This window comes from Flindersiella endophytica (genome assembly GCF_054779015.1).
This window is the reverse complement of sequence record NZ_BAAGYY010000013.1, coordinates 1-12157: the sequence shown is the minus strand read 5'-3', so window position 1 is coordinate 12157 and position 12157 is coordinate 1. Positions and strand designations below refer to the sequence as shown.

At 68.6% G+C, this 12157-nt stretch carries 10 protein-coding genes; 1 reads left to right on the top strand and 9 read right to left on the bottom strand.

What is annotated here, in order from left to right; translation table 11 throughout:
- Positions 1 to 182: 182 nt before the first annotated feature.
- Positions 183 to 1100 (bottom strand): sugar transferase, encoded by a 918-nt coding sequence (locus tag ACYVF6_RS12270; protein WP_460520368.1) that lies wholly within the window; start codon positions 1098 to 1100, stop codon positions 183 to 185.
- 854 nt (positions 1101 to 1954) lie between these two features.
- On the opposite strand from ACYVF6_RS12270, the gene ACYVF6_RS12265 reads away from it, so the two are divergent.
- Positions 1955 to 2533 (top strand): hypothetical protein, encoded by a 579-nt coding sequence (locus tag ACYVF6_RS12265; protein ID WP_460520365.1) that lies wholly within the window; start codon positions 1955 to 1957, stop codon positions 2531 to 2533.
- Positions 2534 to 2546: 13 nt separating this feature from the next.
- Here the strand turns inward: ACYVF6_RS12265 and ACYVF6_RS12260 are convergent, their stop codons facing one another.
- The 8 genes from ACYVF6_RS12260 to ACYVF6_RS12225 form a co-directional block, all read right to left on the bottom strand.
- The gene (locus ACYVF6_RS12260) at positions 2547 to 3881 is read right to left on the bottom strand and encodes an FAD-binding oxidoreductase (protein WP_460520362.1); all 1335 of its coding nucleotides are present in this window, start codon (positions 3879 to 3881) and stop codon (positions 2547 to 2549) included.
- A 43-nt stretch (positions 3882 to 3924) separates the two neighbouring features.
- Positions 3925 to 4296 (bottom strand): nuclear transport factor 2 family protein, encoded by a 372-nt coding sequence (locus tag ACYVF6_RS12255; protein WP_460520359.1) that lies wholly within the window; start codon positions 4294 to 4296, stop codon positions 3925 to 3927.
- Positions 4280 to 5593 carry a multidrug effflux MFS transporter gene (locus tag ACYVF6_RS12250; RefSeq protein WP_460520356.1) on the bottom strand — a complete coding sequence of 438 codons (1314 nt, stop codon included), beginning with the start codon at positions 5591 to 5593 and terminating at the stop codon, positions 4280 to 4282. Before ACYVF6_RS12250 ends, ACYVF6_RS12255 begins: the two co-directional genes overlap by 17 nt.
- 101 nt (positions 5594 to 5694) lie before the next feature.
- Positions 5695 to 7527, bottom strand: a complete 1833-nt coding sequence (locus ACYVF6_RS12245) for an FAD-dependent oxidoreductase (protein WP_460520353.1) — start codon at positions 7525 to 7527, stop codon at positions 5695 to 5697.
- On the bottom strand, positions 7524 to 8465 hold the full coding sequence (locus ACYVF6_RS12240; RefSeq protein WP_460520350.1) for a polyprenyl synthetase family protein: 942 nt from the start codon (positions 8463 to 8465) through the stop codon (positions 7524 to 7526). Before ACYVF6_RS12240 ends, ACYVF6_RS12245 begins: the two co-directional genes overlap by 4 nt.
- Positions 8443 to 10014, bottom strand: coding sequence for a hypothetical protein (locus ACYVF6_RS12235; protein WP_460520347.1), 1572 nt, complete (start codon positions 10012 to 10014; stop codon positions 8443 to 8445). The genes ACYVF6_RS12240 and ACYVF6_RS12235 overlap by 23 nt, the downstream gene beginning before the upstream one ends.
- On the bottom strand, positions 10011 to 10502 hold the full coding sequence (locus ACYVF6_RS12230) for a hypothetical protein (RefSeq protein WP_460520344.1): 492 nt from the start codon (positions 10500 to 10502) through the stop codon (positions 10011 to 10013). Before ACYVF6_RS12230 ends, ACYVF6_RS12235 begins: the two co-directional genes overlap by 4 nt.
- Before the next feature lie 13 nt (positions 10503 to 10515).
- Positions 10516 to 11856, bottom strand: a complete 1341-nt coding sequence (locus ACYVF6_RS12225; RefSeq protein ID WP_460520342.1) for a DUF4185 domain-containing protein — start codon at positions 11854 to 11856, stop codon at positions 10516 to 10518.
- Positions 11857 to 12157 lie beyond the last annotated feature (301 nt).

Here is a 12157-nt window from a genome sequence, read left to right as displayed (position 1 = left end):
CGTGAGCAAGCTCGTGTTGACGATGCCTGCCGGATGCCCAGCGTGTGCCGGACAGCATCACGACCCACGTGCGTTGTGTCTCTTCGGGCGACGGCCCGGCGTCTCCGCTGGTGGCCCGCGGGGGACACGTGCCGGTTCGGCGCGAGCGCCTGGGGAGGACGCCGCGCCCGCAGCGGCTCCGCCTAGCCACGGGGGAACCCCCGGACCAGCTCGCGGATCGTGAGGAGGATGAGCCGAACGTCGAGCCACCACGACCAGCAACTCACGTACAACAGGTCGCAACGAAGTTTGTCGGCCACCCTGGCGCCGTAGCCACCGGTCAGTTGCGCGATTCCGGTGATGCCGGGGCGAAGGACGTGTCGTAGCTCGTAGCCCGGAAGCCGGTTGAGGTCGTCCGCGAACTCAGGACGCTCCGGCCGGGGACCGACCAGACTCATGTCTCCACGCAGGACGTTCCACAGTTGAGGCAACTCGTCGATACGGAAGCGGCGCAGCAGCCTTCCCAGCCGGGTCAGCCGTGGGTCGGCCGGCGTGGCGAGGATCGGTCCGCACTCGGCTTCGGCGTCCGGGCGCATGGTGCGCAGCTTGACGATCAGGAAGCATCGGCCCGCCCTGCCTACGCGCCTTTGACAATAGAGCGGTGCGCCATCCCGGCACAGCGGGATCGCGATCAACAGCAGCATGGGCAGCAACAGCGGTGCGGCCAGCAGGACGAACCCGATGTCCATGGCCCGCTTGACCGCTCTGGCCCTGCGCTGATGGCGCCAACGCAACCGGAGCCACGGCAGCCCGCCGAACCGATGCGGGGGAGCCGAGCCCAGCAGGCCGTACTCCGGCCGGGCCAGCACCATCACCTGGACCGGCCAGGCCAGGCAGGTGGTCAACGTGGTGTAGTCGACGTCCTGGAGCGATGCCTTCAGCAGAAGGTACTTCGGTCGCCGGGCCGCCAGCACATCCACCAGCGTCGTGAGCCGGGTGTGGGAGGGCAGCCGTGCCACCACATCGAGTTCGGCGTCGAGGTGGTCGCCATGCCACTCGGTCGCTTCGATGACGATCGCCCGAGCCCGTCCAGACGACAGCGCCACAGCATCGGGCGACACGATCGGAGGGAGCGGTTGGATACCCGCGTCTCCACTTGTCCTCGCACGTCTATCCAGCACGCACAACCTCGCAATTCGAACGACCCAGCACGAACGTGAACAACGCAGATCATGGGTGAGTGGGTGGCCGAAATTGTCGGAGGCGCTCATGAAACGCCGAGAATTCTTTTCGCCTTGCCGGCGATTTTCCGCACGTCGATAACCGGGCAATAACCGATGTGAAGCATCGGCCCTGGCGGCTCGTTGCTATTTCATAGCGGGGCGGTATCGCCTCCGGCTCGGAGGCGTGGGCACGTCTTCTGACCTGCGGTTACGGAAAGTAACAGGGCGCCCGGTAGGCTGCGCTGAGCGCGGATGCATGCATGGCCGTCTCGCAATGCGATACGTAGATAACGATTCGCACTCGACCGGTGGCGTTGTGCGCATGCCGGTGTGTGGGCCTTGGTTATCGCCAGGCTATCGGTCCGACTGTTTTGAGGCGGCCTTTTGTTGTTCGCCGGTCAGTCCGCGGATATCGCCGCGACGAATTCGACGCCCGAAACTGGCACTTGCGCCAATTTTCACGCCATTGAAGACTGGTCGCGAATTCACCAAGCCGCGGTCCGTAAGGCAAGGGAATCACCCCCACCCGCAGCCGATGTTCTACGGACCGCTTGAGGCTGGTGCCCGGGGCAGGTCGGGCGCCAGCCGTGCGGCCCGGCCGGACTGCCTCTCACTCCGGCCGGGCGAAAGGAGTCGGCCTGCGAGCGCTCTGGAACTCCGCCACCGGGTCCTGCGTGGAGGAGTTGCTCGCGGGCCGGCTCCTGTCAACGTCGACCATCCGCAGGCTCGAGCCGACAAGGAACCAGAACGTCGTGGAATCACCCGCCTCGCAAGCGTCGCCAGCGGCGCCCGGGCCGCTGTCGGCCGTACTCATCGACCGTCGCCTGTACGTCTACGGACTCGATGTCTGCGCACGCTTGCGATATCGGTCGCTCAAGGCCTTCGCTGCCACCGTCCCGTTGGAATGTGCGAGAGCGGTCAACCTGGCCGACCAGCACCTGCCGGCGACGCCGATCCAGCCTGGCCATCCGCTCGACCACATCCGTACCGTCCACGAACCATCGTTGTGGATCGACCTGCCTGGCTTGTTCCTGCTGTTCCAGTGGTCGGCGCACCCGCTGGCGAAGCGGTTCGGTGTATGGATGGCGCTGCAACGCTCCACGTTCCTGGGCGCCGTGCCACCCTGCCTGCTCGGCGAGGGCCTCTGGCTCCTCCGGGAGGCGGTGGGACCGGCGGCTCAGGTGCTTGCCGAGTTCTCCGAAACCGATCCGTACGGGAATCTCGGGTCGCGCCGTCTGCTGAACCCGCCGAGAGTCCAGGACCTGTCACGTCTGGTCGTGGCCTACCTGAAGTCCGAAGCCGCGAGCGAACCGGCCCCGACGGCCGGATGACCACGCCGACAGGTCAGGGACGGATGTTCTGGGTGAGGTGGAAGGTGTTGGTCGGGTCGTAGGTGCGCTTGACGGCCTGGAGCCGGGCGAGCTTGGCGGGGGAGTACACGCTCTTGAGTACGCCGTCGCCGGGGTCGGAGACGGTGTTGACGTACACGCCGCTGGCGAACGGTTCGAGGCCGGCCGCATACGTACGCGCGGCGGCGATCCGGGCGGCGTCCTCGTCCGGGTCGGTCCAGCCGGCGGAGGTGGTGAACTCGAACAACGCGTCGCGGTGGCTGAACGCGGATGCCTCGTCGGGCACGTCGGAGATCGCGCCGCCGTTCAGAGTCAGCCGCGCGCCGGGCCGGAACGGGTCGCCGCTCCAGGCGAGGAACGCGTCGATCGCGGCGTCCGGCAGCGACTGCAGGTAGAGACCCTTGGCATACCTGCGCAGTGCATGTCCCTCATCGTCGTCGTCCTTGGTCTGCAGGTCGAGGTAGGTCATCTCCTGCAGTTGGACGGCGATCGGGCGGCCGATCCGTTCGTAGGCTTCGAGCAGCCTCCGGCCGTCGGCGGGGTCACCCACCCAGACGTACCCGATGCTCGCAACGGGTCGCCCGCCGAACTCCTCCCGCCGGCCGACCCGGGCTACCGGTGTGGCCTGCCGCGGCGAATCGGCGAGCAGGTCCCGCCAGCCGCGCAGCGCCGAGGCCGCGTCGTCCAGCTCGTAGTAGAGGTTCGCGGTCAGCGCCTGCGTGCCGGCCGGGTGCAGCCGGAACTCGAACTCGGTCACGACACCGAAGTTCCCGCCGCCACCGCGCAGCGCCCAGAACAGGTCGGGGTGCTCGTCCCGGCTGGCGCGCAGCACCTCACCGTCCGCGGTCACAATCTCGTAGGAGATCACGTTGTCGCAGGTCAGGCCGTACATCCGGGCGAGCCAGCCGATTCCGCCGCCAAGCGTCAGCCCACCGACCCCGGTGTGCGACACGTTGCCCGCGGTGGTGGCCAGCCCGTGCCGTTGCGCCGCGACGTCCAGCGCCCCGAGCAGCGCACCGCCGCCCACCCACGCCCGTCGGCCGGCCGGGTCCACGCGTACGGCGGTGAGCCCGGACAGGTCGATCACCAGCCCGCCGTCGGCGACCGGCAGGCCGAGGAAGCTGTGCCCGCCGCACCGAACGCCGATCTCCAGCCCGGCCTCCCGCCCGTACCGGACCGCCGCCACCACGTCCGCCGTACTCCCACATCGCGCGATCGCCGCCGGCCGCCGGTCCACGATCGCGTTCCACACCGCCCGGCCCGCGTCGTACTCCTCATCGCCCGGCCGGATCAGCACACCGTCGAAGCCCTGAATCATCAGCTCTGTCATGCGTGGTTGGACCACGAAAGTGCCGCAAACTCATCGGTCCGGGTCACCCGGCGGCGTCGGTCTTCTGGCTGAACGCGCACCGCCAACCGGTGTCGGTGGGGATGAAGAGCTCGCTGATCCACTCGTCGGCGGCGTACGGGGTTCCGTCCCAGGTGCCTGAGCTGGACTTGCGGGCGGTGAGGACGACGGTGGAGCCGGCCCGGGTCAGCCGTTCACCGCCGACCACTCGCATCGTGTGGTGTGCCAGCCGGCCCGCCGCGATCCAGGCTATGACGTCGGACTTGGCTGCGGCGCCGGACGGACCGACGTACACCCAGTCGTCGGTCATGAAGGTTGCGATCAGCTCGGCGTCGTTGCTCACCAGAGCGTTGTCCCACGCGAGGGAGACGGCACGGATCTCATCCTCGACGGTCATCTGTCCTCCTGATCGATGAACTGGATCCCACTCTGGCAGGCCCGGCCGAGAGGACCAGGACGCTGAGCCCGGTCGCCGCCAGCATCGCGGTGGCGCTGACGACGGCGATCGCAACGATGCCGCCGCCGAGCAGTCCCACCAGCGGCGCGGCCACCCCGCCAAGACCGAACTGCACCGCGCCCAGCAGAGCCGCGGCAGCGCCGGCTATCTCGCCGTGACGGGACAGCGCCAACGCCGGGCCGTTGGGGAACGTGAGCCCGATCGCCGCGACCATGACCCACAACGGAACCAGCACGCCGGCCAGACCACCCGTCCCTGTGCTGCCGAACACCAGCAACGCCAGCCCAGCCGTCGAGCCCACCACCAGAGCGCCGAGCAGGATAGGCCCTGGAGCCAGCCGACGCAGCAACAGCACGTTGACCTGGCTGACCACCACGAGGCCGAGCCCACCGGCGCCGAACGCGAGCCCGAACTGCTGCTGGTTCAGCCCGTACTCCTGCTGCAGTACGAACGAGACACCGCCGACGTAGGCCATCAGCGCGGCCATCGCCAAGCCGGTCATCAACGTCAGCGCGACGAACCTACGATCGCCCAGCAGGACCCGATACGAGTACAGCATGGCGCCCAGCCGCGCGGGCCGGCGCAGCCGCGGTGGGAGAGTCTCGGCGACTCGGGCCGCGGCAAGTGCGATCAGGAGCAGGCCGAGTACGGCGAGCACGACGAAGACGCCCCGCCACTGGGTCCAGTGCAGCAGGGCGCCACCGATACTGGGTGCCACCACGGGCGCGGCCAGCGGGACGAGCAGGATCCGGGACATCAGGTGAGCCAGCGCCGAGCCGTCGAACAGGTCACGAATCACGGCAGTGGCGATCACGGATGCAGCGGCCACGCCAACGCCCTGCAGCACGCGTAGCACTCCGAAGACCGCGATGGTGGGGGCGAGGCCGCACAGCGCGGACGCGATCGCGTAGAGGCCGAGACCTGCCAGCAACGGCCGGCGCCTTCCCAGCGCATCCGACAGCGGTCCGACCAGGAGGTTGCCCACCGCCATCCCGGCCATGATGCCGGTCAGCGTCAGCTGAACCCCGGCCGGTGTGGTGTGCAGACCGGTTCGAATCGCCGGCAGCGAAGGCAGGTACAGGTCGACGGACAGCGGACCCAGCGCGATCAGCGCACCCAGGACCGCGATCAGCCGCCACCCACGCCGCCCACCAGGGGAGTGAGCCTCCTCCACCAGACGGTCGTCCGTCGCCGCCGGTTCGGCGATCAACTGGGTCATCAGGGTTCCTTCCGTCACCGCGCTCCTTCGAAGCGCCTTCACACAGGACGTCGAACGAGCGGACCGCCGATGGACAAAACCGCGCCGAAAAACGTGAGAAATCTCGGAGGCGAGCGTGATCACCGCGGTGACGACGGCTCGGTGACAGCGGCGGTGAACGCGGTCAGCAGGCGGCGGCCCTCCGGGGTCGGCACATCCGCCGCCGCGGCATCCGCCAGCGCTCGCGCCTTGCGCGCCAGGGATGCCATGACGGCTGGGTCCGGCTGCGCACCGCCGAAGATGTCCGGTACGGACGAGATGCGCGCGGCGAGCAGTTCGGCGAGTGGAGACCCCAGCCTGGTCTCGGCGTTTGTCAGCGCGAGCAGGTCCTCGGTGTAGAGGAATGCCCGGCCGGCCTGATAGCCCACCTCTCGTACGGCGGCCACCGGAGCCCCGGTCAGCCAGGCGCCGATCCGTGCCGGGAACTCGAACAGGGTCGCGAACAGGTCCACCGCCGCACCACCTTCCGAGAGCCGCAGAACGCGCAGCCGGGTCAGCTCGGCGAGCCAGTCCGCGAATGCCCACGACGCCTCTGGTGCGGTCGACGCCACGAGCCTCGCGGCCACGCTCAGCAGGAAGTCGCCCGCGAGCACCGCGGTTGTCGACGCCCAGTCGACACCGCGAATCGGCCGTCCCCGCGGCGGACGGAGGAATGCCAGCGCGCCCAGCGTGGCGAGCTCGATCGCGGCGGCGACCGGTGCGAGGTGCACCGGCGGCATCGCTCCACCGGACACCGACGCGGCCAGGAACAGCGCCGCCGGCCGTACCTGCGTCCCCGTCGGGCCGGTACCGGAAGCCGCCAGGCGGGCGAGGAACGGCCACTCCGACCGGACGGCCGCCACCTGAACGGTCTCGCAAGCTGCCAGGAACGGGCGCACCATCAGGTCTTCCGCCGAGGTCAACGCCATCCGTAGCCCTCCGCCCAGGGCAGGCATGCCGCTTGGCAGCAGGATCGCTCGCCGGCCCTTGACGAAGAACGCGTTGTCGCTGTGTGCGGTCGCCGCGAGCGTCCGCCAGGCGAGTTGGTAGCGGCGGGAGGCGTGCCGAGCGGTCTCGAAGTAGCCGACGAACGCCTGCTCCAACCGTGACGCATAGGCCGCCATCGCACCGTCCGGGTCGTCGCGGTACTCGACGATGGCCTCCGCGGCGAGCCGTCCGCTCTGTACGGCGTAGCTCAGTCCCTCACCCGTGAAGGGATTGGTCAAGCCCGCGGCATCGCCGACCTGAAGGCGCCCGTCGCGGACGGCGAGTTCCGGCGCGAAGCTGCTGTTCATCCGGCCGCGGAAGACCCGGCCGACCGGCCGGCCACACGCGGGCACGGGGATCCCGGCGTCAGCGACGTCGCCGTGCGCGACGACCAGCAGCGTGCAGGCGCGTGGGCCGGCCGGTAGGACCGCGACACAGCGCAGGCCGCCCGAGGCGTTTGGAGGTTCGAACGTCAAGGAGAGCTTGTCGTCGATCGCGACATCTGTGTAGCGCTGTGCCAGGACGATCCCATCGGCACGGGACGCACCGGCAGCCCAGACCACGTGCCGGGCCGCGATCCTCGACCCGTCCGCGAGCCTGACACAAGCGTCGTCCACCGAAACCGCGACACGACTCAGGAAGCGGGCGCCGGCGAGCCGGGCGTGCGAACACAATGTGGCGACGAACGAGCGCAGGTCGCAGGAGAATCCCAGCGGTTCGCGGAACGTTCGGGCCTGCTCCCCGCCAAAGCGCAACGAGAGTCCGGCCAGCGGGACTCGCCGCGACAACGCGTCGGACAGTTCCGCGGCGGGTCCGGTGACGAACACGTCGTAAGCTCCGACTGGTGCTTCCCGGTCCAGGACGACAACGTCGAGGCCGGCCTGCGCGAGCGTGAGCGCTGCCGCGCAACCGGCCGGGCCGGCCCCGACGACCACCACGTCGGTCATCGCAGAGACCGCCACAGGGAGTCGACGTCCTCCAACAGGCTCACCGTTCCGGGAACGCTCGCCAGCTCCGCGACCGCTTCCCGGTAACGCGCGACGGCGAGTTCTCGCGCGGCCGCCAGACCGCCGAGCCGTTCCACCAGAGACGCCACGAACGGCAGATCGGCAACGCTCAACGCCGGATCGAGCAGGACCGACGCGAGCTGACGAGACGAGTCCGACCGCAGCGCGAACAGGACGGGAGCCCCGAACAACCCGAGCAGCAGGTCCGTACCCGCGGGCTTGTCGCGGGCAGCCAGATCGAGGTCCAGACAATCGTCGAGCACCTGGAAGGCGACACCGAGCCGCAGCCCGAACTCGGCCACCGCGACAGCTGCCTCGGCCCGCAGCCCGCCCTCCAAAGCACCGAGCGCACAGGCCAGCCGGAACAACTCGCCGGTCTTTCGCGCGACGAGTTCCTCGTAGTCGTCGGCCGGGAACGTGACGTCGAACGCCCGCTCGACATCGAGCATCTCGCCGTACGCCAATGCCGCGACCGAGCGGCTGACCGCGTCGTTGACAGCCGGACCGAGGTCGGCGGCCTCCTTGCCCGCACAGGCGAAGCACGCCAGTCCGGCCAGCATCGCCTGCTCGTGCCCGGCGACCACATGAGCGGCAGGCAGCCCGCGCCGCAGCTCGGCCCGGTCGATCACGTCGTCGTGCAGCAGCGACGCGAGATGAACGAGCTCGACCACCGCTCCGGCCCGCACCAGCCGGCCGGACGAAGGGCTGCCCAACGCCGCGCACGCGTACAACAGCCGCGGCCGGACTCCCTTACCAGGTTGGGAAATCAGGTCCGCGATCAGCGACCGCGACGCCGGTGGCAGGTCCCTGGCGAGCTCGGCCAGCCGTTCCTCGACCCCGGAGATGAACGGGCCGTCAGAACGTCTTTGCTCGTTCACGCATCACGACTCCGGGGACGACCGCGAGGATGTTGTAGACCTCGTTGTAGACCGAGATGTCGCTCATGAACGCGAGCAACTGGCGGTAGGTCATGCCGATCGCACGGTTGAGCACCTGGGTGTACAGCTTGTTCGCCGCGTCGGCCTCCTCCCGGGTGGCGCGCAGCGAGAATCCGTACAACGCCTGATTGGTGTCGTTGTAGTGCTCCTGCGTGAAGACGAATCGCGGATCGTCGGGAGCGTTGAGCGCCTGCTCCATGAACGTGCGGTACTTCGTGTAGAGGTTGTTCGCGTAGATCTTCTCCGCGTCCGATGCCTCCACACCGCTCGTGCGGCTGATCACCTTGTCGGAGTTGAGATACAGCACCTGGATGAGCAGCCGCCCGACGGGAGTGAGCGCGAGGAACTCGTCGCGGATCCGGTCACCGAACGCCGCTGTCGCGGTCGCGGGGAGGTCGTACATGTTGGGAATGTTCGGGAACGCGAAGCACGGCCCGGCCTTGGTGTAGACCGGCCGGTCGGCGTTGCCGCCGGCGCAGACCACCGAGCCCGAGTCGCCTGCCCATCCCGCGTAGGCGACCAGGTGTACGCCCTTGATCCAGTAGGTCGCGGGCAGACCGGGCATGCCGTGCTGAATCTCGAGGGTGAAGTCGAGCCCGGCGACCTTGCTGGCGGTGTATCGCGTCGTGTGGCCCACCTTGTCGACGTTCATCCCGAGCGTCGCCGTGCGGACGGCACTGGTCGCCAGCAGATCGACGTTGAGCTGACTCAGCACCTGACCCATGTCGCAGATCATGATGTTGGCGTAGGAGTCGCCGGCGAACAGCAACCCGACCGCCGGGTGCGCGCTGGAGATCGGCGGCATCAACCCGAACGCGACGTTCTTGCTGACCAGAGCCGGATCGGTGACCTGTGCGATCGCACAGTCGACCGTGCCCGCGGTTGCCTGCGTGAACCCGACCGGCACGTAGCGTTTCAGATTGGCGATCGTGTTGGCGAGGTTGGCGTCGAACGCCGGTTGCAGGATCGCACGTCCAGCGACCGAGCCGTTGAGGTTGGCCAGCACGTGGTTGTTGCTCAGCAGGCCGAGCGTGCCGTCGGTCCGGTCACGCACCAGGCAGCCGAACGTTCCGGCGCCGATGCCCGCCTCGTTTCCGATCTGCGCACCCTCCAGCGCCGGCCGGAGCCGGTCGAGGATCGGCTGGAGCGGTTGCCAGGCGGTGTTGGCGGCGTTGCGCACCATCGGTTCGCCGCCGGCCACCGCGGGTCCCGTGCGGAACGGGCCGGCCTCGATGACGTCGACCCCGTAGCGCGTTCCGTCGATGTCGACGTGTTGTGGCAGCATTCGCGTCCGGGCGACGTGAGCCTCGGGCCGTTTCTTGGCGACTGCGGCTATCACCACGGGTTCGTCGGTGGGCTCGCCGTCGCGGTGCCGGTAACCGAGGCCGACCGCTGTGACGTTGCGGTCCGAACGGAACGCTCTCGCCAACTCGTCGCGGCCGTGGCGAAGCGTTCCGCGATGGTCGCGGTCGAACTCTTCCTGGATCATCGCGCCCCTCCTTCTCCGACGTGGCGGCGGACGGCTGCCAGCCAGACGGTCGCACCGTCGTCACGGGCGGGGTCGGAGCGGTCGCTCACCAGGCGCGCCGCCACGGCGACGGCGGGAACGATCCCGGCGCTGTCGATACGAGCGATGGCCGCGAGCAACTGGGCGTCCACAGCATTGGCGTACGGTGCCAGCCGCTGGATCGCCACCCGTACCCGCTGTCGCCGGGCGCGGGTGAAGCTCGCCGTCAGCCCGTCGAGATCGGGCCTGGCGATCCGGTCGGTGTGCTCCGCCCCGATGTTCGGGAACGGCATCGGGAACACCGACATCAGGCGGGCCAGCCGGGCTATCACGGCGGCGTCGACGGAACTGAACGCTGGGCCGGCAGCGGGTATGGCGGCGGCCGGCTGCGCCGTTGTCACGAACAGTCCGCCGGCGGTGAGTGCCGCTGTGCCGGATGCGCCGAGGAAACGGCGTCGGCTGAGATCCATGTCGAGTCCCCTCTCAGGCCGTGATGGCCCAGCTCTCGATGTAACCGGTGTCGACCCAGGCCATGTCCTGGACCTCCAGGCTCCATTGGCCGTTCGCGATCGTGGCCGAGGCGTCGACGGTGTAGGTCGCGTCGAGCGCTGTCCGGCCATCACTTTGGTCGGGGTTCTTCACGACCTTGCTGAACCCGTTCGGCCCGCGCAGCGTGATCTTGAGATCGCCCACGTAGGTGTGTTTGATGTGCACCTCGACAGACGTCTGGTTGGACGCCTGACGCGCGCAGTTCGCGAGCGTCACGTTGCTCGCCACCGGCGTGCCGGGTGCGGTACTGCTGGCGTCGGGGATGTTCACCCGTGTCGTGCTGCGAGAGTCTGCCGAGCCGAGCGGCGTGCGCATCAGGAAGACGTTGTAGGGATCCCACTGCGACATCGTGAAGTAGAGGTCGCAGGTCGAGGTCGACCACGGATGGATGAAACCACCGTAGAGACCGGGGTAGTTCTGGCCGCTGGCGACCACGCGCCGGCTCGTCCACGGGCCCTGCGGGTTGGTCGCCTCCCGCAGCACGATCTCGGCCCTGGAGTTGTCGAGGTTCATCATCAGCCAGGTCTGGGAGTACTGGCTGTACTGCACGGACAACTCGCCGGCGGGGCCTGAGATCGGCACGGCCTGCTCGTCCGAGCCGGCCACCCAGTCGCTGCCGTTCCAGTAGCGATAGCTGTCCTTGTGCTCGAAGTCGGTCTCGAGAACACGGGCGACGTAGACACTGCCGTTGCGGCCGTTCGGCGTTCCGAAGACGTAGACATAGCCGGATCGCTTGACGAACGTGAGTTGCTGGAAGTGGTCGGTGTAGCCGATGTTGTTGACCCAGCGCAGGGTGGACACGTCGGCCCAGTTCTGGCCGCCGTCGGTGGAGCCGGCGATGCCGCCCCAGTTGGTCAGCCACTCACCGCCGGGCTTCCACTGCCGAACGGTCATGTAGGCCAGGTAGTCCTTGCCGCCGATGCTCACGCCACCGGTCGGGATCACCGTGTGCTCGCCCTGGGGCTCTTGCTCTTTCTTGCAGGGAAGCACCTGCTTGGCATGGCCTGGCTGATCGGTGATCATCGAGTCGAGCCGCATACCGTCGGCGAGCGTGTTGTCAGTGCTGACGGCCAGGGTGTTGCACCGCCAGTCCATTCCCGGCGCGAACGGATCGCCCGGGCCGCCCGGTCCGGTCCATCCGGAGCCGTAGCTGTCACCGAACGCGGTGAGGATCCGCCCGCGGCTGTCCTCCCACATCAGCCCGACGTCGGTGGCCTTCAGGCCGAACCTCGTCTCGGTGTTGTTGGGCGAGCCCGGCCCGGTCACCTTCTCCACAAGTACCGTTGGTGGATCCGCGACCGCGACCTGAGCCGCGGCGAGCACCAACGCACAAGCCGCAAGACACACGTACGAAAGACGTCTCGATCTACCCCACACGACCCCGTCCCTCCCCACACGCGGACGAACACCACCTGGCGCGACCCTCAACCGAAGGTCTCGCGTACACAATGGCGAGCACCGCTGGCGCAGCGCTGGGGACTGTGGATCGAACGGTGTTTCCGGCTTGACTCGCCGGCCTGATGGGCTGGCGGAGAAGGAGTCGGGATGACCGCGACATCGGATACCGCGAGACTGG